General features: G+C 67.7%; 18 protein-coding genes and 1 pseudogene. 12 read left to right on the top strand and 7 right to left on the bottom strand.

Annotated elements, in window-relative coordinates; all coding sequences use genetic code 11:
* Positions 1-71 precede the first annotated feature (71 nt).
* Both MAY35_RS22730 and MAY35_RS22725 read left to right on the top strand, forming a co-directional pair.
* A complete protein-coding gene (locus tag MAY35_RS22730; RefSeq protein WP_238423553.1) occupies positions 72-794 on the top strand; it encodes a hypothetical protein in 723 nt (240 codons plus the stop codon).
* A 54-nt stretch (positions 795-848) separates the two neighbouring features.
* A complete protein-coding gene (locus MAY35_RS22725) occupies positions 849-1988 on the top strand; it encodes a DNA polymerase IV (RefSeq protein WP_238423552.1) in 1140 nt (379 codons plus the stop codon).
* A 52-nt stretch (positions 1989-2040) separates the two neighbouring features.
* Here the strand turns inward: MAY35_RS22725 and MAY35_RS22720 are convergent, their stop codons facing one another.
* Both MAY35_RS22720 and MAY35_RS22715 read right to left on the bottom strand, forming a co-directional pair.
* Positions 2041-3234, bottom strand: coding sequence for an alkaline phosphatase family protein (locus tag MAY35_RS22720; RefSeq protein WP_238423551.1), 1194 nt, complete (start codon positions 3232-3234; stop codon positions 2041-2043).
* The gene (locus MAY35_RS22715) at positions 3231-4055 is read right to left on the bottom strand and encodes a GNAT family N-acetyltransferase (protein ID WP_238423550.1); all 825 of its coding nucleotides are present in this window, start codon (positions 4053-4055) and stop codon (positions 3231-3233) included. Before MAY35_RS22715 ends, MAY35_RS22720 begins: the two co-directional genes overlap by 4 nt.
* Positions 4056-4125: 70 nt before the next feature.
* On the opposite strand from MAY35_RS22715, the gene MAY35_RS22710 reads away from it, so the two are divergent.
* The 4 genes from MAY35_RS22710 to MAY35_RS22695 all read left to right on the top strand — a co-directional run bounded on the left by MAY35_RS22710 (position 4126) and on the right by MAY35_RS22695 (position 6927).
* Complete coding sequence (locus MAY35_RS22710) at positions 4126-4641, top strand: YtxH domain-containing protein (RefSeq protein WP_238423549.1); 516 nt, start codon at positions 4126-4128, stop codon at positions 4639-4641.
* An 88-nt stretch (positions 4642-4729) separates the two neighbouring features.
* Entirely contained in the window at positions 4730-5458 is a 729-nt protein-coding gene (locus MAY35_RS22705; RefSeq protein WP_238423548.1) for a YcnI family protein, read from the top strand.
* Positions 5451-6011, top strand: a complete 561-nt coding sequence (locus MAY35_RS22700; RefSeq protein ID WP_374238006.1) for a copper resistance protein CopC — start codon at positions 5451-5453, stop codon at positions 6009-6011. The genes MAY35_RS22705 and MAY35_RS22700 overlap by 8 nt, the downstream gene beginning before the upstream one ends.
* Before the next feature lie 4 nt (positions 6012-6015).
* The gene (locus MAY35_RS22695; RefSeq protein WP_238423547.1) at positions 6016-6927 is read left to right on the top strand and encodes a copper resistance D family protein; all 912 of its coding nucleotides are present in this window, start codon (positions 6016-6018) and stop codon (positions 6925-6927) included.
* Positions 6928-6931: 4 nt separating this feature from the next.
* Here MAY35_RS22695 and MAY35_RS22690 read toward each other — a convergent pair.
* Positions 6932-7730: pseudogene (locus MAY35_RS22690) on the bottom strand (alpha/beta fold hydrolase).
* A 145-nt stretch (positions 7731-7875) separates the two neighbouring features.
* Here MAY35_RS22690 and MAY35_RS22685 point away from each other — a divergent pair.
* The 5 genes from MAY35_RS22685 to MAY35_RS22665 all read left to right on the top strand — a co-directional run bounded on the left by MAY35_RS22685 (position 7876) and on the right by MAY35_RS22665 (position 15906).
* Complete coding sequence (locus tag MAY35_RS22685; RefSeq protein ID WP_245404430.1) at positions 7876-8682, top strand: alpha/beta fold hydrolase; 807 nt, start codon at positions 7876-7878, stop codon at positions 8680-8682.
* A gap of 436 nt (positions 8683-9118) precedes the next feature.
* Positions 9119-10720: a hypothetical protein gene (locus MAY35_RS22680; protein ID WP_238423545.1), complete on the top strand. Its 1602-nt coding sequence runs from the start codon at positions 9119-9121 to the stop codon at positions 10718-10720.
* Positions 10717-12162, top strand: coding sequence for a glycosyltransferase family 2 protein (locus tag MAY35_RS22675; protein ID WP_238423544.1), 1446 nt, complete (start codon positions 10717-10719; stop codon positions 12160-12162). Before MAY35_RS22680 ends, MAY35_RS22675 begins: the two co-directional genes overlap by 4 nt.
* Positions 12155-14143, top strand: coding sequence for a hypothetical protein (locus MAY35_RS22670; RefSeq protein WP_238423543.1), 1989 nt, complete (start codon positions 12155-12157; stop codon positions 14141-14143). Before MAY35_RS22675 ends, MAY35_RS22670 begins: the two co-directional genes overlap by 8 nt.
* Positions 14140-15906: a hypothetical protein gene (locus MAY35_RS22665; RefSeq protein WP_238423542.1), complete on the top strand. Its 1767-nt coding sequence runs from the start codon at positions 14140-14142 to the stop codon at positions 15904-15906. The genes MAY35_RS22670 and MAY35_RS22665 overlap by 4 nt, the downstream gene beginning before the upstream one ends.
* Here the strand turns inward: MAY35_RS22665 and MAY35_RS22660 are convergent.
* The 4 genes from MAY35_RS22660 to rfbA form a co-directional block, all read right to left on the bottom strand.
* Positions 15884-16150, bottom strand: coding sequence for a hypothetical protein (locus MAY35_RS22660; protein ID WP_238423541.1), 267 nt, complete (start codon positions 16148-16150; stop codon positions 15884-15886). The two genes, MAY35_RS22665 and MAY35_RS22660, sit on opposite strands and share 23 nt — an antisense overlap.
* A gap of 81 nt (positions 16151-16231) precedes the next feature.
* Positions 16232-16411 carry a hypothetical protein gene (locus tag MAY35_RS22655; RefSeq protein WP_238423540.1) on the bottom strand — a complete coding sequence of 60 codons (180 nt, stop codon included), beginning with the start codon at positions 16409-16411 and terminating at the stop codon, positions 16232-16234.
* A gap of 40 nt (positions 16412-16451) precedes the next feature.
* Positions 16452-17417 (bottom strand): acyltransferase family protein, encoded by a 966-nt coding sequence (locus MAY35_RS22650; RefSeq protein ID WP_245404428.1) that lies wholly within the window; start codon positions 17415-17417, stop codon positions 16452-16454.
* A 44-nt stretch (positions 17418-17461) separates the two neighbouring features.
* Positions 17462-18340 carry a glucose-1-phosphate thymidylyltransferase RfbA gene (gene rfbA / locus MAY35_RS22645; protein WP_238423538.1) on the bottom strand — a complete coding sequence of 293 codons (879 nt, stop codon included), beginning with the start codon at positions 18338-18340 and terminating at the stop codon, positions 17462-17464.
* Between the two features lie 125 nt (positions 18341-18465).
* Here rfbA and MAY35_RS22640 point away from each other — a divergent pair.
* The coding region (locus tag MAY35_RS22640) for a dTDP-glucose 4,6-dehydratase (protein ID WP_238423537.1) at positions 18466-19039 on the top strand (574 nt) is incomplete at its 3' end.

The following is a 19039-nucleotide window of genomic DNA, read 5'->3' as shown; positions in this document are numbered from 1 at the left end:
GGTCAACGCAGGGGCGGGCACTTCGTCTCTCGTCATCATGTCAAGGTCTTGGTCTATGTGGAGGGGCTCAGTTGACCAGCGCTCTGTCAGTGCGCGCGTCCAGACGCGGCGCGCGCAAGTTTCTCGAACCGTCGGCGATCATCGAGGCGATCTCGATCGAGGAGTCGATCGTCCTACCCGGATATCAGGCGCTTCTGGCGTCCCCGGGAACCATCAAGGTCTCCGAGGGTCTCGTCGGTGACGTTGAAGCCGCTGTGCTGCGCCATCAGGCGGTGGTCGCTCGACTCCGCCTGATGCTCGCCGAAGCCGTTGACGCGGAGCGTATCTCGTCACCGCACGACGAGGCCCTCGCGGCGCTCGGGCTCGTCGGCCCCGATTCCGCCGACACTCCTGTGGTCACCTCCGTGGCCCGGTCCGTGTGCGCGCTCGACGCCGCCGTGGCCGATGCGGACGACGCCGCCCGCATGCTGATCGCCGTCGCATTCCTGCTCGTGGCCACCCACGCGCTGACCGACCCGACGAATTGCGGAACCGCCTCTCCGGCATTGAATCTCATGCCACCGCCACTGCACCGTGACCGGGCGCTGATGGAAAGGGTGATGGCCGAAGCGGTCTCGACGCTCGACACGCCCGCCCGTGCTGCTCTGGCCGGATACATCACGACTGCGAGTGCTGCGTTCGCCGACGCCGGCGGGGTCAAGCAGCTCTACGTCTTGCGCTTCAACCCGCACTCGCTGCGGACGTCGTGCCGGTCGGCGGGGCTGGGCGAGGTCGAGGTCCTCGGCTCCCGCTGAGGGCGCGGACGCACTCTCGCCGCGAAGTCCCCGACCGGGATTACCCTGGGCGACGTGACCACGACGGTTCCGCAACGCTATCGGTGGCTCCTGCATGTCGACCTCGACCAGTTCCAGGTGGCGGTCGAGCGGCTGCGCAGCCCCGAACTCGTCGGGGTCCCGGTCATCGTCGGCGGCAACGGCGACCCCACCGAGGCGCGCAAGGTGGTCACCTGCGCGTCGTATGAGGCGCGCGATGTCGGCGTACGGGCCGGGATGCCGTTGCGCGCGGCGCATCGGAAGATGCCCGACGCCGTCTACCTGCCCCTGGACATGGGTGCTTACGACGCGGCGTCGGCCGATGTGATGGACGTCTTGCGCGCGACCGGCCATCCGGTGGAGGTGTGGGGCTGGGACGAGGCCTATCTGGGCGTCAGTGCGCGCGGCGTCGAGGACGACCCCTACGACGATGCGGCGATCACCGCGCTCGCCGAGCAGATCCGCGGTGACATCCTCGCCCGTTGCGGCCTCACCAGCTGCGTCGGCATCAGCGACAACAAACAGCGCGCCAAGATGGCCACCGGTTTCGCCAAGCGTCCACCGGGTTCGGCTCCCGACGGCGTCGTCGACGCGCCGCGGGTGTTCCTTCTCGACGACCGCAACTGGCTCGATCTCATGGGCGCCCGACCCACCCGCGATCTGTGGAGCGTCGGCCCGAAGACATCGAGCAAGCTCGCCGATGCCGGCATCGCGACCGTCACCGACCTGATCGCCACGCCGCGCGACGATCTGATCGCGACTTTCGGCCCCCACCAGGGCAACTGGCTGTACGTGCTCTGCCGCGGCGGCGGCGACTCCACCATCACCGCCGAGCCATGGCTGGCGCGCTCGCACTCCAAGTCCCGGACGTTCGCGACCGACCTCAGCGACCCGATCGAGATGCGTTCCGCCGCAGCAGGTCTCCTTCGTGAGCTTCTCGACCAGGTGCTCGCGGAGGAACGGCTTCCGTTCCGGGTGGCGGTGACGGTGCGCACCACGAGCTTCTACACGCGCACCAAATCCCGGAAGCTGCCCGCACCGACCCTCGAGTACGACGCCCTCGAGCCGGTGGTCGCCGACCTGCTCGGCCGGTTCGAGATCGAACGTCCGGTCCGCCTGCTCGGTGTCCGTCTCGACCTCGTGACCGACGAGGATGCCCCTTCCGGCAATCCGTAGCAACAGAGGGGATATAGCGCGCATTGACGCTACGAAATCGGGGCGGGCTCGCCTAACCCGACGCCACGAGGAGCGGCACGAGCTGTTCGTCGGCGGTCCAGGCGCCGTGATGGCCGAGCATCATCGACTCCATCGTCTCCTTCTTGCTCCGGGTGAGCGTCGTGGTGCCGCGTGCCACCGCGACGACGTCTCCGATGCGGCGCGCGACGGCGTCGGTCACCACCGGGCCGAACCATCCCTCGTCGACGGTCTGTTCCCGCGAGACGACATGGGCGGCGTCCCCCAGGTGGCTCGACCATGCGGCCAGCACGTCGCTCTCGGAGCCGGCGGCGGCGTAGACGTGTCGGACCCGGGCCTCGCCCGCGACGGCGTCGACTCCGTCGAGAAGCGCAGGGGTGGTGTCGATGTCGATGGCGCGGTCGGCGGTGATCATGCCATGGTCGCCGGTGACGAGCAGGGTGGTGCCCGACGGCAGCTCGGCGGCGAGGTCGGCGACCATCCTGTCGACGATGCGCAACTTCTCCAGCCACGGCTCGGACCCGGGCCCGTGGATGTGGCCGGCCATGTCGAGTTCGCTGTAGTAGGCGTAGACGAACCGCCGGTGCCTGCTCCGACGACGCACCGTCGTGGTGACCGCCTCCCGAATGCCGTCCGGGGTGACGGCGGGCAGATACTGGCCCGAAGCACGGAACGCGGCCATCGTCAGGCCGGTGCCACGAAACTCGCCCGGCATCACATAGGTCACCCGCACACCTTCGGCGGCAAGGTTTTCCAGACTCCCGCGTTCGGTGCGCACCAGAGCCGGGGGATAGGTCATCAGCGCCGACGGTCCCTGCGCGTCGTCGAGGCTCCAGCGCAGCGAGTTCAACACACGTCGCGAACCGCGGGTGCGGCACTCGTCGTCGGGCCGGAAGCTGTAACCGATGATGCCGTGCACACCGCACGACGTCCCCATGGTGAGGGACAGGATGCTGGTCGCGGTGGTTGCGGGGAAGCCGGCGCGCAGCGTTGTCGAGGTCAGCTCGCGCAGGGTCGGTGCATGCTCGGCGTACTGGTCGAGCAGCGTCGCACCCAGACCGTCGACCAGCAGGACGACGACCGAATCCCCGGTCGGGACAGCCAGTCCTGTCACCGGATCGGTGATCCCCAATGCGCCCGACGCCGTGGGCAGGACGTCGGCGAGCGTGTGCGGATGGCGGTGCCAGTCGGACGGATGCAGCTCCACCGGTGTCGACGTCGACGTCACCGCGCTCCCGACCCCGACGGACCGAACACATAGTGGCCCGACCGGAGAAACCGCACCGACCGGCGGGCGTCGCCGTCGACGAGTAATGGCGATAACGCATCTCGCACCGCGATCCGCCAGCGTGCGGCCTCGAGCGGGGCATTCACCCGCATCGACTCGACATCTCGTGGCACCTCGACGACGGCACCGGCCTCCGGGGTGATCCGCTCATGGTGGGCCACCGGCCTCGACGGGTCGTCAGTGTCGATGACCCGCACCGCGCCCCGGGCCAACTCCTCGTCGACCGATCTGGGCTCCTCGACATCGTTCTCCGACAACAGATCCCACGTCATCAGCACCCGGTCCGAGTCGGCGCCGCCGCCGAGTTCGTCGCCCAGGTCGCCGTAGAAGTCCTCGTAGTAGTGGAGCGGAGTCGCCCCCAGCTTGGTCATGTTGAAGTAGGCGTTCCGTGCGACGAGCGGATCGAAGGTCCACGTGATCGTCGACAACCCCCGGTCCAGTGCCCACTGCCGCTGATGCATCTTCATCGCGAAGCCCACGTGATGGCCACGGCCGCGGCGAGTCACCCCGGTGATGTGACTGTGGAGCGCCTCGCCGATCGGGGTGGCCAGGAATGCCACGCTCCCACCCGCGAGATCGTCGCCGATGAACGCGCCCGCCACGTAGTTGCCGGTGTGGGTGAGGGCTCGCAGCATGTCGGTCCCGACCGGGCGGCTCGTCGGGTCCGGCCGCCAGACGTCGTCGAAGACCCGCATCAGGTCCTCCAGCTCGTCAGGCGAGGACAGCTCACGAATCTCCACACCGCTTCCGTCCGACGACATGACCCCGATTCTGTCACCGCACCCCGACTCGGTGGCCGGGTTGGTCGACTCCACTCCTAGGATGAGGGCCATGTCCCGCACCGACCGCACGTCCGACGCGTTCACGCGCGTCGCCGCGGCCGGTGTGGTCCCGACGGTCGCGGTCGCCGCGCACGGTGCGGCCGGGGGTGCCGCCCCCAGCTCCTCGGGGCTACTGCTCAGCGGGGCCATCGGTGTCGTCGCCGCGATGCTCGTGGTGTCGCGCCGTCGCCGGTTGCTACCCGCCGCGGCGTCGACCGCCGCCGTGCTCACCGCCGCCCAGATCGCCTGCCACTGGTCCGTCGCCTTCGACGCCGGTCACGCGGCGCACGCGACACCGGCGTTGCCCATGCTGCTCACGCATCTGATCGCCATCCCGCTCAGCGCGATCCTGATCGTTGTCGGTGCCCACCTACTGGCGTCGATGGGTTCGGTCATCCGCTCCTTGGCGGTACCGGTTCTGCCGGCCGCCCCGGGGGCAGCGCCGGTCTTCTGGGCGCAACCGTGTGTGCTGTCCGGTCCCGACCTCGGGGGAACCGGCGTTCGCGGACCACCGCGCGGATTCTGACGCCGCGACCCCGGATCACACCTGGTGATGTGGGGTCCCTGCGCGCGCACCTCCGCACCGGAAATCCGACACCATCGAAAGAACACTCATGAAGATCAGCACGTCGCGGGCCACGATCGCCCGCCGCATCGTCCTGCCCGCAACCGCCGCGGCCGTCGTCGGGCTCGCCTCACTCACCGGCGCGGGCGTGGCCTCGGCCCACGTGACGGCCAACGCCCCGACCCTTTCCCAGGGCGGTTACGGCGTGGTCGACCTCGTCGTCCCCAACGAGTCCGATGCCGCCCCCACCACGTCGCTGCGTGTGACGCTGCCCGGGTTGAAGTCCGCGCGGCCCGAGGTGATGCCCGGATGGAAGTCCATCGTCACCAAGAAGGACGACCTGGTCACCGAGATCACCTGGACCGCCGAACCCGGTTCGCCCGGCGTCCCGGTCGGCCAGTTCGCCCAGTTCCGCTTCTCGGGCGGACCGTTCCCCGAGCAGGAGACCGTCGAACTCCCCGCTCTGCAGACCTACGCCGACGGTGAGATCGCCGACTGGAATCAGCCCACCCCGGCTGACGGCTCCGAGCCCGAGCGGCCCGCACCGACCCTGACCCTGGCTCCGTCCGAGGGCGGCGGTCACCACGGTGGTGCCCATGCCGCGGAGACCGCGTCGGCGGATGCGAGCTCCGACACGTCGGCGTCGGCCTCGTCGGAGGACTCGGCTGCTCGCTGGCTGGGCGGGATCGGCCTGGTGGTGGGAGCCCTCGGCACCGTCTTCGGACTCGCCGCGCTGACCGCACTCCGACGCAACGGCCGAGGCGGCGGCAATGCGTGACCTCATGCGTCGCGGCCCGCAGCTCGGGCGACGTGTCGTGGTCGTGCTCGCCGCCCTCGCGTGCCTCGGACTGGTCGGGTCCTGGGCAGCACCCGCGGCGTCGGCGCACTCTCGTCTCGTGTCCTCCGACCCGGCCGACGGCGCGGCACTGCAGAGCGGGCCGGAATCGGTGACGCTCACGTTCAACGAGCCGATCCAGTCGTCGTACGCGGTGCTCAACGTCGTCGGCCCCGACGACCACTACTGGCAGTCCGGCGAGCCGACAGTCGACGGCCCCGACCTGCGGGTCGGGGTACGTGAGCTGGGGCCGACAGGCAAGTATGTCGTCAACTACCGGGTGACCTCCGCCGACGGGCACGTCATCAGCGGGCAGCGGAGCTTCGAGCTCACGGTGGCCGGCAACGGTGAGCCCGGGCCGGCGATCGAAGCATCCGACGCGGCATCCGACGAGGGAATTCCGGTGTGGTACTTCATCGTCGGTGCGGCCGTGGTCCTCGTCGTCGGACTCGGTGTCGTCTTCTGGATGAGCCGGCGTCCCACTGCGAAGAACTGAGTCGATGAGGGCGGGTGCCGGTGTGCCGGTCCTGTCGGGCGCCGCGGTCCTCTTCGGAGGGCTCGCGGCGAGCTGGCTGCTCGCCCGCCCGGACGGTCCGGACCTGTTCGCCGTGCCCACGACACTGGCGCTCGGCGTGTCGGTGATCCTCCTCGGCCTGGGTGCGTTGCCCACCGTCGACGCCGTCCCGTCCACCCGGGTGATCGGCGTGCTCGCCGCCACCTGGGTGTTGGCGGTGCTGGTCAGCGGGTGGGTACGCACCGCCGACCGGTCCGGCACCGATGTCCTCGACGTCACGGCCCGCGATTTCGGCGACGTACTGTTCTCGGGCGCGCCCGAGATGGTGGCTCTGGTCGCGGCGATCCTGATCCTCGGCTGGGCAGTCCTCGACCTGCTCACCGACCTCGCGATCCCCGTCCTGGTGGTCGGCGCCCTCGCGGGAATCGGGGTTCTCGCGACCGCGATCAGCGGCCATGCCGGCAACGACTCCTGGGGTCCGTTCCTCATCGGCGCCCACGCGCTGGCCGCCGCTTGGTGGTGCGGACTCCTCGCCGCGATGGCGATCTCGGTGCGGGGAAGGTCCGGGTGGGCACGCAGCCTGCCCGTTTTCTCGAGCCGCGCGCCGTGGGCCGTCGGGGTGCTCACCGTGACCGGCGTGATCGCCGGTCTCGCCGAGGTCGACGGCCCAGCCGGCCTCGTCACCAGCGGCTACGGACGGATTCTGCTGGCCAAGGTGGCGGTGCTCGCGATTCTCGTGGGCATCGCCACCTGGCACCGGCGTCGTTGGCTGCCCGCGGCCCGGCGCCACCGGACGACCGAGGCGGGCTCGATCCGGGCGGCGGCCGTCGAACTGACCCTGATGGCGGTGGCGCTGGGACTGGCGGCCGGACTGTCGGCCACCGCACCCACCGGGTGAGGAGTTACTCGCCCAACGGCGGTCGCGACTGATCCCACAGGGCGAGCAGCTCGTCGATGATGTCGGTGGCCATGTGCAGCGTGCTGAGGTGGCTCTCGCCGGGCATCTCGAACAGCTTGGCGTCGGGCAGCAGCGACACCATGTGTTCACCGTGTGCGTACGGGATGATGTGGTCGTCGTCGCCGTGCCACCACCGCACGGGCACCTTGACGTCGGGTACGCGGAAGCCCCAGTCGCGGGCGAACACGACGACGTCGGCGAACGGCGCCTCCATCCGACGACTCCCGCCGTGTAAGAGGTCGTCGAGGAACATCGCGCGGAACTCGGGGCGCGCCAACAACTCTCGATCGGCTTGCGGAGAGAACCGACCGTAGATCGTGATGGCCGGTTCGGCGATGGGTCGCGCGAAACCGATCGCGACGCTGAGGGCCTGGCCGATGGGAGCGCCCGCGAGGTTGACCAGCGGTGCCAGAAGGGTGCCGAGTCGCATCGCACCGCCGCCGATGCGGTCCGGCCCGACCGTCGGCGCGACACCGCCGAGAATTCCGGCCGCGACCACCCGCTCGGGGAAGGCGTGTGCGAGGCCCAGCGCGTAGGGCCCACCGCCCGACAATCCGATCACCGCGAAGTCGTCGATGCCGAGTGCCTCGAGGACCTCGGCGAAGTCGACGCGCCCCCGGCGTGCCGTGGAGCCAGATGATGGCTCGTCCGGTGGCCGATCCGTACTCCGCGAACCCGATTCGACGACCGCCGTCGGCCACGGCGATCGACCCCTCGATTTTCGGTCGGGCGATGTCGATCATGTGACCAGCATCTCACGTCCCCGTTTCTGGGTACCCGAACTCCCGTACCGTTGTCGGAGTGATCGCCGAGTTACTGCGGGGCACCGTGCGCGCCGCCCGCCACGTCTTCACGCCGTACCCGGCCCGGGACGTCCCGGAGGGACGGATGGTCGAGCTCCCCGGCCGCGGTCGCGCGTTCGTCACCGACTCGGGTCCGCGCGACGCACCCGCGGTGTTCCTGTTGCACTCGGTGCTCACCACGGGCCTGCTGTGCTGGTATCCGACGATCCCGGCTCTCAACGATCGCTACCGCGTGATCACACTGGACGCGCGGTGGCACGGGCGTGGCATCGAATCCGAGCGGTTCGACCTGCGTGATTGCGCGGACGACGTGGTGGCGCTGGCCGACGTACTGGGGATCGATCGCTTCATCGCCGCCGGCTTCTCGATGGGCGGCGGCATCGCGCAGTTGGTGTGGCGCCGACACCCGGAGCGCGTGTCGGGACTCGTGCTCTGCTCCACCGGCCCGTACTTCAGCACCCGCGATCCACGGCACCGTGCGTCGTCCGAGCGGATGGGACGCATCCTGCGTCCGGTGTACCGGGTGCTGCCGCGGGTCTCGGACGCGAGCCTGGACAAGACGTCACACACCACGGTGTGGGCGCTGCGGCAGTTCTTGTCGACGCCGCTGTCACACCTCGGTGACTTCGGGAACGGTCTCGGCGAGTTCGATTCCCGCGATTGGCTCGATGAGGTCGACGTCCCGACCTCGGTGGTGGTCTCGCTGCGCGACCGGGTCGTGGAACCCGAACGTCAGCAACTGCTGCTCGACGGCATTCCCGGCGCCCGTCGGTTCGAGGTCGACGGGGGCCACGCCTGCTGCGTGCTCAACGCCCGCTTCTTCATCCCGCCGTTCCTCGAGGCGGTCGACGCGGTCGCCCGGACATCCACGGTGTCGACGCACACAGGGTGACCACTGCCGGTGGGCATTCGGTGGGTGGCGGTTGCCGGACGACAACCCACGGTTGTGACTCCCCAAGTGCCACTGCGTTTTTGGTCAAGTGACCCAGTGTGCCTCGAGGCGCTGGGGCGCGAAATCTGAGACATGTGCGGTGACGTCAGCCACGTACGTAAGCGTTTCCCGCGTTCGGCCGATGTTCGGATCGTTCTGCTGAATGTGTTGTACTGCAACGTTTGTCGAGGCAGTGGGCCATTGGGCGCCTGGTGCTCGTGGTGGCGTCATCGGCCATATCGGGACAGTTGACAACCAATCTTTGTGTTGTCAAAAGACAATCGAAGGATAGGCTCATTTCATTCCTCGACTCGCACGTCAGGGGGCCTTCGGGAGTGACAGCGGGTCGGGGTGAAGCGCTCGGCTCCAAGACCGGGCGCAGTCCTGGGGAGGGCTCGTGTCTGTTCTTGATTCTGCTGTGCCTGCGGTATCGCCGTACGTCGTCGACTCCGCTGCCGCCGCCGACCACGCCGCCGCCGTCGACAACGCTGCGGCCGTCGGCAACGCTGCCGCATCGACGCCGCACCGCCGGGGCCCGCACGGCGCCTGGTCCGCGTTCACCGCACGCCGTGAGGTGTCGGTCGGTGTCCGCTATCTGTCCACCGTGGGCGCCGGGATGCTGGCGTTCGCGCCGGCTCTGGTCGCGAACTTCGAGGCGGCGCTGGCCGGGTCGCCGACGACCTATCTGCTGTTCGTCCCGCTCTGGGGGGTGATGATCGCCTTTGGTCTCGTGACTCGTGCCCGGGGGCGCGAGATCGGCGACGGCGAGTTCGATCGCATACTCGTCCTCGTCCTGGGTGGTGCATTGGGACTCACCGCGACGCTGGTCGTCCCGCGCATCCCCGCGGTGGCCGCCTTCTGGCATGCGGACCTGATCCCGCTGCTGATCTGGGTGTTCGCCGCGTCGATCGTGAGTTTCGGTATCCGGCGTGTGGTGCGCAGCTATCTGGTGTGGCTGTTCGTGTTGACGTGCTTCCCGCCCAACTTCTTGCTCCTGGGGCAGGTGCTGGGCGGGTCGACGTTCGCGTTCGGCTTCCTGACGTTGTGCCTCGCGCTGATCGTGGCCTATCTGTCGCTGCGAAATCGGCCGCGCCTCGCGCTGGCGACCGCGGTGGCGGCCGGGATGGTCGGATTCGCTCTGGTCGTCGCGTTGCAGGACACGCCGGCACTGGCGTACTCCGTGCCGGCCGGCGTCGTGACCTCGATGGCCCTCGGCGCTCGCCTACTGGCCCGCCGGCCCGCGCGGTCGAGTTCGGGATTGCCGAAGCAGTCGATCGCCACGCTCGCCGCGGGCTGGATGGTGGCGGTCTTCATCCTGGCCTTTGTGCCGCAGGCGCAGAACTCGGTGAATATCGTTGCGCCGCCGACGGTTGGTGTCAGTTGGCTGACCCAGCTCCGCACGCTGGGTATCGGTATCTCCGTACCGCAGGTGTTCGACTGGGGGCCTCGGGCGATGGGCAAGGGCGGGGACGTGCGCCGGTATCGGCTCACCCCGCCGTGGTCCGCGACCGCGAAGAACCCGGTGACGGCCGCCTACCTCGACGTGTACTCGACCACCGACCCCGGGCGTTTCGCCAGCTACCGCCGGGGGCTCTGGTACGAGACGGTGCCGCCCGCGGTCATCGCGGACACCCCGTCCGCGGCCGGCGATCTGCACACGCAGATCGGGAGCATCTCGAACACGTCCGAGGCCGTCCGGACGTCCGATGACGCACTGTGGACCGGCCGATTCTGGGGCTGGCGCACCCCGGACGCCGGCGGCGACCGGTACACGGCCTTCTACCTCATGGCAGCTCGCGACCAGACCCGTCCCGAGGACGTACCCGAACCTCGCCTGCCCAGTTATACGACAGCTGTCGTCGAACCCATCGGATGGCTCATCCGCGGCGGTGTCGACGACGATGATGAACCCGTCGCGGGGGACACCGCCGTCGACGCGGCATTGACCGATCTCGCATGGTCGATGGTCGACGCCGGCGAACAACTGCCGCGACGATGAGTACCACCGGGCCGGCCCGGAACGTCAACCCGCTTCACGTACAGGTGCTTTCGGCGCGGAGTTCGTTGAGTCGGGGGCAGCGGATCGGGTTGCTGATCGTCGTCGTGCTGGTCGCCGTCGGATGTGCTGCGTCGTGGCGGACCACCCTCGCGGTCACTCTGAGCGTCTGCGCCGTCTATTTCCTGGTGTCCAGCCTCGACAAGTTCGTCCTGGTGATCCGCGGGATGTCCGGGCGCGGTGTCATCACGGTGTCCGACGACGAGGCACGCGCCATCCCTGACGACGACCTGCCGGTGTACACCGTCTTGCTGCCGGTGTACGGCGAACCCGAGATCGTCGCCAACCTGGTCGCCGGTGTGGGCAGGATCGACTATCCGGCAGACAAACTCGACATCTTCCTCGTCCTGGAGGAGGACGATCGGGAGACCATCGAGGCCGTCGAGCGTGCCGACCTCGCCGGAATCACCCCGGTGCTGGTGCCACCGAGCGAACCGCGTACCAAACCGAAGGCCTGCAATCATGCGATGGGTCTGCCGACGGAACGCAGCGACCTCGTCACCATCTACGACGCCGAAGACATCCCCGATCCCTTGCAGTTGCGCAGAGCCGCAGCGGTGTTCGCGAACAGTCCGCGCGAGGTGGCTTCCGTGCAGGCGCGGCTGGGTTACTACAACGAGCGCGAGAATCTGCTGACCCGGTGGTTCTCGATCGAATACGACCAGTGGTTCTCCTACATGCTGCCCGCGCTCAGTGCGTCGAAGTGTGTCATTCCGCTGGGCGGGACGTCGAACCACATTCGCACCGCCGTCCTCCGCGAGGTCGGCGGCTGGGACGCCTTCAACGTCACCGAGGACGCCGACCTGGGTATTCGGTTGGCGCGCTACGGGTATCGCACGGTGGTCGTGGACTCCCTGACGGGGGAGGAGGCCAACGCCGACGTCGTGAACTGGGTTCGTCAACGATCTCGTTGGTACAAGGGTTACCTGCAGACGTTCCTGGTCCACACCCGCCATCCGGTGGCGATGGTCCGTGAGCTCGGAGTGGTTCCGGCGCTGCGTATCTCGAACCTGACCGCCGGTATGCCGATCGCCAACACGCTGAACCTGCTCTTCTGGACCCTGCTGCTGGTGTGGTTCGCGGGCAAGCCGGAGTTCATGAACGACGTGTTCCCGGGGCCCATCTACTACCTGTGCCTGGTGATGTTCACCGTGGGGAATCTGGCGACCATCATGCTCGGGGTCGTCTCCGCCCGCACGCTCGACAAGCCGTATCTCCTCGTCGCGGCACTGCTGGTGCCCGGTTACTGGTTCCTGCAGTCGATGGCGGCGATCAAGAGCATGGCCCAACTCATCTACAAGCCCTCGTACTGGGAGAAGACCGTGCACGGCCTGTCCGCCATGCCCGGCGTCCCGACAACCCCGAAAGGTCCCGAGAATGACTAGCACCGTCCGCGCACGCCTTCGTCGCCTGTGGTGTCTGCTGGCGACGGCGCTGGTGATCGCCACACTTGCCGCCGCGCCCGCCGCGGCCGCGCCCGGCGATGGGGTCTCGGGAGAGGTGGCACCGGGTGCGACGACGCTGGACTGGCGACAGCTCGGTATGGGCAACTCGGTGTCCTTCGACAGCACCGATGTCGCGGTGGGCGTGAGCATTCCGGTGCCGCAGGGCATGTCGCCGACCAGAGTCACCGGTGTCGTGGCAACGGCGACGAATGTCTCCGACGCATTCATCCAGGTCGCGCGAGGCGACGGCACGATCGTCGGCACCATCGTGGTCCCTCGGTTCGGCCCGCGTCAGCTGAGCACGCCGTTCGCCGTTCCGCTGGGCGCGGTGCCGGTGGGACAGAACGGGCGCGCGGACCTACGCCTGACATTGCGCAGCGCGGCCGGGGATTCGGTCTGCGGGCCGATCCCGGATGTGTCGCTGACCGGGCTGCGTGTCGACTTCGGCGGGGTAGCGGCTCCGCCCCGCACGATCCAGGATGTGTTCGGGACCGTGGTCGGTGACGTCACGATCGTCACCCCCGAGAGTCCCAGCGCCGCCGTCGCACAGGCGACTCTCGGCGTCGTCGCGGCGATCACCGACCATTATCGGCCGCAACGGGTGTCGATCGACGTGGTCCAAGGCCCCCTCGGCCGCGGCGAAGGTTCCGGCAACCCGCTCGACCGGACGGTGATCATCCGGGACGAAGGCGGTGTCGGGGGAGTCCGACTGGAGAATCCCGGCCGGCGAGGCGCGGCGCTGGTGGTCAGCGGCGATGCGAAGTCCCTGCCCGACCAGGTCGCGCTGTTCCGCGACGGGCTCGCCGTTCTGGCGCAAACCGACACCGCGGCAGTCGAATCGGTCGAACGACGTGAGGTGCAGGGGTCGAACTCGGTGACCTTCGGCGAGTTCTCGGATCGACTCACCACCGAGGTGCTCGGCAGCACCTCGCTCGTACCCGGATTCGACCCGACGATGCTCGCACTGGGCCGCCCCGGTCAGGTGGACGTGCACCTGATGGCGCGTTACACGCCGGTCCGTCCTGACGAGCGGGCGAACGTCCTCGCCGTCAGCGGCGGGGAAGTCCTGCACACCAGCGCACTGAACGCCACGGGCGCGCTCGACACCCGGTTCACCATCCCCGCAGCGCAGGTCGCGGCGAACGAACCGCTCGAGTTCCGGATCTCGTACGAGCCCGGCCCGGGTGCGTGTACGCCGCGCAGTGTGCCGCTCACTTTCCAGATCGACCCGTCGTCGACGGCATCGTCGAGTACGACTCCGGTGCGGATGGGCGGCTTCTCGTCGGTGCCGCTCGGATGGCAGCCGACCGTCCAGGTCGCTCTGGACACCACCGATCCCGCTCAGCTCGGCGCGGCCGCGCAGTTGATCGCCTCGGTCCAGCGGAGTTCGGCGACCCCGTTGTCGCCGGTACTGGTTCCGCTCGACCAGGCGATCGCGAGCACCACCGGCGCGCTCATCGTCGCGGATTCGACGAAGGCCCGGCCGCTCGACCCGCCGGTGAACACCGAGGATTCGTCGACACTGGTCGACTTGAGTTCCAAGATCCGACTGGCGATCCCCGGCGGCCTGGGGAGTATCCAGGCGTTCGCACATAACTCCCGCACCGTCGTCTTGGTCACCACCTCGGGGTCGTGGGGACTGGTCGACCCGCTGTTCGCGTACCTCGATGAGCAGCAGGGGGATCTCGCGAACCTGCGCGGCGACGTGCTGGTGGCGGGTCGCGCAGGCCAGGCAGAACTGATGACCATCCGGGCGGACGGTCCGCGCGCGCAGGTCGAACAGGTCGGCACCGACTGGCTGATGTGGCTGGGTGTGAGCGTCGCCGTCGTGGCCGTCGCCGTTCTCATCGCCGGTGGGGTGGCGGTGTACCGGCGCAGGTCGGCGAAACCTGTCGAGGCGCCCGACTCGTCGACGCCGTGACCGTCGAGGCGCTTCGGAGCACCGTCGTACCGTCGGAGGCGGCGGAGGATCGTCGACGCCGCCTCACCCGGGTCCAGTGGTGGGGACTGTGGCTGTTCCTCGGATTGTGCGCCGCGTACCTGGCCGTCGGTGTGTACCTGTATCTCGTTGTCGGGTACATCAATCCGGATGCGAGCAGCCGAGTCGGCAATGCGGGCTTCACGATCTGGAGTCGGGACCCGCACCTCGGCGCCATCGGGTTCGTCTGGAACCCGCTGCCCAGCCTGGTCGAGATCCCGCTTGTGGAGCTGACGGCCCACTGGCCGTTGGACCACTGGCCGGAGCTGCGGCGCGTCGGGTTCGCCGGCGCGGTGATGAGCGCGGTGTTCATGGCCGGCGCGGGCTGGCAGGTGCGTCGCATCGCACTCGATTACGGCTGCGGCCGTCTCCTGCGCTGGACCGCGGTCGCGGCCTTCGCCCTGAATCCGATGGTGGTGCTGTACGCGGGGATGGGGATGAGCGAGGCGCCGTTCCTGTTCTTCCTCCTGTGGGCGTGTCGTCGAATCCTGCTCTGGGTGAATCGGTTCCACGTCATCGATCTCGTCGTTGCGGGCGTGGCGCTCGGCTTTGCGTACCTGACCCGGTACGAGGCACTTCCGGCTGCCGCAGGTGTGGCGCTGGGGGTGTTGGTCGTGTCGACGCGGCGACACCGCTCCGCCGAGCCCGGACGAGAGTCCTGGCGAGCGGGCGTCCCGTTCGGGCTGCACGATGCGGTGATCGTCGCCTTGCCCGCGGTGTTCGCGTTCGTCCTGTGGGCGGGTCTCGGCTGGCTGCTCGACGGGAGCGCGTTCTCGCAGTTCTCATCCCAGTACGGCAACGCGGCGCAGGTCGCGGCGGCCGGCATCATCTCCGTCGACGACGTGGGTGCCGGTCCGCTCACCGAGGTCATCGCCGGCAACCTGCTCGGCATGCAACCCCTGCTGTTCGCCGTGTTGCCGATCGTCGCCTGGGTTGCGGTGCGGACCCGCCGCATCGACGCTGCGGTGGTCGGCACGATCTTCGGCTCGGTGCTGCTGTTCCAGATGTCAGCGGTGATCCTCGGCTCGACCTTCGGCTGGTTCCGCTTCTACATGGCAGCGACCCCGCTGGTCGTCGTCGGCATCCTCGTCGTGGCCGGGCCCCGGGGTGGAGCGAGGAGCAAGGGTGCTTTCCGTTCCCTGAGGTGCGAGCGAAGCGAGCCACGAAGGGTCGCCCGCAGCACCCACCGCTGGCTCACCGCGCTGATGGTCCTGGTCCTGGCCACTTCGCTACCGGTGACCGCGACCTCGATGCTCAACCCGGCGCCGGGAAAAGAGGAGTACGGACTGCGGTCGGCGTTCTGGCCCGACCGCTACCCGCCGTCGGAGTTCTGGTTCTACTGGTTCGGCGACGTCTCGCGCAATGTGGCCGGTTGGTTCGACGACCAAGCCCTTCCGCCGGGCTCCGTCCTGGTCGACACGTTTGGCATCTCCCGGATCTGGCTGTTCTCCGACCGGCCCGAACAGTTCGTCATCCGCAGCGACTACGACTTCTTCGGCAAGCTCAATCAGCCGGCAGCCAGGGGAGTGCAATACATTCTGACTCCCCGCCCCCAGGGTCTCGGACTTCTCGACGCCATCAATGTCCGCTACCCGACCCTCTGGGACGACGGCGCCGGGATCGCCAGCCTCGCGATGACCGTCACCAGTCCGAGCGGGACTCCCCAATTCCGGGTATATCGCATCAGTGGGTCGGCCGGGCTTTGACTCTCAAGGCAGCGATCGCTGCTATTGCCACCGCAACCACGGACAACACGTCGGATTCGGTGATGCCATGTTCGATGCTGAACGACACCAGGACGCGACCCTCGATCGGCTGGTTCCAGAGAGCCCACGCAACCGCGACGGCTGTGAGGGATGCCGCTGCACCATAGCTCGGCCGGGCTAGGCACCAAGCGCCCACAACGAACAACAAGTTCATGAGCACCAAGGCGTGAAACGGGTCAGGCATCAGGACAGTATGGGCGAGTTGTCACGACGCGGCGTAACACATTCCCTGTGGCCAACTTCAAATGATCCGGCGGAATTGGCTTCACGACGGCGGATTCTGGGTCATGTGGGTGGTCGGCGGAGCCGACTCGACACTCGGTGCAGTTCGGTTGCCGGCGACGATCAGGCCTACGACTATCGCGACCACGCAGAGAAGCATCAGGAACCAGGCCCAGATGGGGGCAGATCTTACGAAGCGCTTGACCATGTCCAGCATGTACACGATCTCCAAACTAAGACTCGACGACGTGAACATAGTGACACTAGCGGGCGTCCGAAGTCCTGGGGGAGGTGAGTCGATGCCTTGCTTTCGGTGGAGCGACGCCAAGCAGGTAAGCAGATAGGCCGGTGAAGGAGACAAGGATGGCTGCGAGCCAGGGGACGGTCAACGCGAGACCGAAATCAAGCCAACTCCCGGTCGGCGGGGTTCGAAGCAACCACAAGACCGCAGCGTGCGTCAGCACGACCATGAATCCGGTGGCGGCCAGTTTAATCGTCCATGCCGCTGCATGACCGGTCCATGTGATCGTGCGCTCCGCGACGAGCAGTAGACCGGCGGAGATCGCAGTCGCTACCACCACACTCACGATCGGCGTGCCGAAGTCGGCCTGCTTCATGTCCAGCGGAGCGCTCCATCCGAACAGCACAAGCACCGTGGACAGGCCCAGCAGAGCGATCCCGGTCGATAGCGGATACCGCATACGCGGTCGGATGGCGCGGAACGCTGAACCCAAGAGCACGAACAGCATTGCGGGGACCGCGATACCAACGGAAAGCGGGAATGCAGAGGCTACTGAGCTATTCGCATAGCAGATCGCCAGACCACCGAGAGCGATCACCCATGAAGCCCACGCAGGTAGGCGCTGCAGCGATCGAAGAAACAGCGCAGCAAAGAACAGTGCGGTCACGAACCAGAACGCGGAGTACGGTCGACCGAGGTTCGATCCGCCCCACAAGATCTCGAGTACGAGAGGCCACGGATCTTTCGAGTCCTTGAACACCGAGAGTCCGATATAAGGGACGGAAATCACGACCAGCCAGCACATGTACGGCACGAGTAGTGTCCGTGTGCGTTTACCAACCTCGGTCTGGAGCGGACGCCGAGCCGCCCATAGGTACCCGGTGAGAAAGAAGAAGAGGGGGACGTGCCAAGTGTAGATACCCTCGCGGGTGAACTGATTATCCCAGACGTGGCCGGCGACGATGGCCACGATGCCAAGAACTCGCAGAAGGTCAATCGATACCGATCGCGCGGGACCGGTTGGCGCGGTACTCAGAGGGCCTGCTTTCCGCGCGCCAACACGTCTAAGAGGTACCGGCCGTAACCGGACTTCGTCAGCTTTTCCGCTCGGGCATGGAGTTCGTCGTCGTTGATGAAGTCCTGACGCCAGGCGATCTCCTCCGGGACGGCGATCTTGAGTCCTTGGCGTTGTTCGACGGTGCGCACGAAGTTGCCTGCGTCGAGGAGGCTGTCGAAGGTTCCGGTGTCGAGCCAGGCGGTACCGCGCGGCAACACGGTGACCGACAGCTTGCCCTGCTGCAGGTAGTGCGCGTTGACGTCGGTGATCTCGTACTCGCCGCGTGCGCTGGGTTCGAGGTTGCGGGCGATGTCGACGACGTCGTTGTCGTAGAAGTAGAGGCCGGGCACCGCGAAGTTCGACTTCGGTTGTGCAGGCTTTTCTTCCAGCGAGATGGCGGCGCCGTCGGCGTCGAAGTCGACCACGCCGTAGGCCTCGGGGTTGGCCACCCAGTAGGCGAAGACCGCTCCGCCGTCGACGTTCTCGAATCCCTGCAGGCGGTTGCCCAGGCCCGGCCCGTAGAAGATGTTGTCGCCCAGCACCAGTGCGACCGACTCGGTGCCGATGTGCTCGGCACCCAGGACGAAGGCCTGGGCGAGCCCGTCGGGTGAGGGCTGGGTCTTGTAGGTCAGGTTGATGCCGAACTGGTCCCCGTTGCCGAGCAGGTTCTCGAACGCGGGGGCGTCGTGGGGTGTGGTGATGATGAGAATGTCGCGGATACCGGCGAGCATCAGCGTCGACAGCGGGTAGTAGATCATCGGCTTGTCATAGACCGGGACGAGCTGTTTGCTCACCCCCTGCGTGATCGGGTGCAGCCGCGAGCCCGTGCCACCGGCCAGAATGATGCCCTTCATGAAGGGAGGCTAACCGGCATCTCAGGCGTCCGCAGAATCAAGTAGTTAGGATGTGATCGATTTTGCACACAATTGCCCGGCGACCAGGCCGATTGTTATCAATTAATTCTCACTAAGGATTTCGAATGCGTGTTCTCGTGACCGGTGGTGCCGGGTTCATCGGCGCCAACTTCGTGCTGCGCACCCTGGCCACCCGCCCCGAGGTGTCGATCCGGGTGCTCGACAAACTCACCTACGCCGCCAACCCCGACACCCTCGCCCCGGTCGCCGACCGCGTCGACCTCGTCGAAGGCGACATCACCGACACCGCCCTGGTCGACCGCCTCGTCGCCGACGCCGACCTGGTCGTGCACTTCGCCGCCGAATCCCACAACGACAACTCCCTGGCCGACCCCTCGGCCTTCGTCACCACCAACCTCGTGGGCACCTACACCCTGCTCGAAGCCGTCCGCACCCACCAGGTGCGCTACCACCACATCAGCACCGACGAGGTCTACGGCGACCTCGACCTCGACGACCCCGCCCGCTTCACCGAAACCACCGCCTACAACCCCTCGAGCCCCTACTCCTCGACCAAAGCCGGCAGCGACCTGCTCGTCCGCGCCTGGGTCCGCTCCTTCGGCGTCGCCGCGACCATCTCCAACTGCTCCAACAACTACGGCCCCTACCAGCACATCGAGAAATTCATCCCCCGCCAGA

Origin of the sequence: Gordonia sp. 'Campus', assembly GCF_022206305.1 — a bacterium.
Lineage (GTDB): Bacteria > Actinomycetota > Actinomycetes > Mycobacteriales > Mycobacteriaceae > Gordonia.
The sequence above is the reverse complement of the archived record's forward strand: the minus strand, read 5'-3'. Positions and strand labels throughout refer to the sequence as shown.

Excerpts from the sequence above, each read along its gene's own strand:
- MAY35_RS22700 (WP_374238006.1), top strand. The coding sequence starts at position 5,451 with ATGCGTGACCTCATGCGTCGCGGCCCGCAGCTCGGGCGACGTGTCGTG.
- MAY35_RS22685 (WP_245404430.1), top strand. The coding sequence starts at position 7,876 with ATGGTCGAGCTCCCCGGCCGCGGTCGCGCGTTCGTCACCGACTCGGGT.
- MAY35_RS22695 (WP_238423547.1), top strand. The coding sequence starts at position 6,016 with ATGAGGGCGGGTGCCGGTGTGCCGGTCCTGTCGGGCGCCGCGGTCCTC.
- MAY35_RS22715 (WP_238423550.1), bottom strand. The coding sequence starts at position 4,055 with ATGTCGTCGGACGGAAGCGGTGTGGAGATTCGTGAGCTGTCCTCGCCT.
- MAY35_RS22660 (WP_238423541.1), bottom strand. The coding sequence starts at position 16,150 with ATGCCTGACCCGTTTCACGCCTTGGTGCTCATGAACTTGTTGTTCGTT.
- MAY35_RS22670 (WP_238423543.1), top strand. The coding sequence starts at position 12,155 with ATGACTAGCACCGTCCGCGCACGCCTTCGTCGCCTGTGGTGTCTGCTG.
- MAY35_RS22710 (WP_238423549.1), top strand. The coding sequence starts at position 4,126 with ATGTCCCGCACCGACCGCACGTCCGACGCGTTCACGCGCGTCGCCGCG.
- MAY35_RS22675 (WP_238423544.1), top strand. The coding sequence starts at position 10,717 with ATGAGTACCACCGGGCCGGCCCGGAACGTCAACCCGCTTCACGTACAG.
- MAY35_RS22705 (WP_238423548.1), top strand. The coding sequence starts at position 4,730 with ATGAAGATCAGCACGTCGCGGGCCACGATCGCCCGCCGCATCGTCCTG.
- rfbA (WP_238423538.1), bottom strand. The coding sequence starts at position 18,340 with ATGAAGGGCATCATTCTGGCCGGTGGCACGGGCTCGCGGCTGCACCCG.